Annotated in this window: 1 protein-coding gene; it reads right to left on the reverse strand. The window is 71.2% G+C overall.

The features are described from left to right. Positions 1-250 (reverse strand): uracil-DNA glycosylase family protein (locus tag CVH10_RS22930; RefSeq protein WP_369335991.1); only part of this gene is annotated, 250 nt, incomplete at both ends.

Consider the following 250-nt stretch of genomic DNA (forward strand, 5'->3'; position numbering starts at 1 on the left):
GGATAGTCCCCGCCTTTCAGCGCGGTTCCGGGATAGCAGAAGGCCTGGGCCGCCACCCCGATGCGATGGTCGGCGTAGAAGGTCTCGTAATCCACGCCCATCCAGTCGCGCAGCCGGTCTCCGGACGGATCGGTGAACGGCAGGCCGCTTTCATGCACCCGCCGCCCCGGCGCCTGGCCGCAGATCAGCAGCCGCGTCTCGGGAAAGACCCGCACCACCGGGCGCGGGGTGTGGGGCAGGACGCCCGCGC

It is taken from the genome of Halomonas sp. ND22Bw (assembly GCF_003011945.1).
Taxonomy (GTDB): Bacteria; Pseudomonadota; Gammaproteobacteria; order Pseudomonadales; family Halomonadaceae; genus Halomonas; species Halomonas halophila.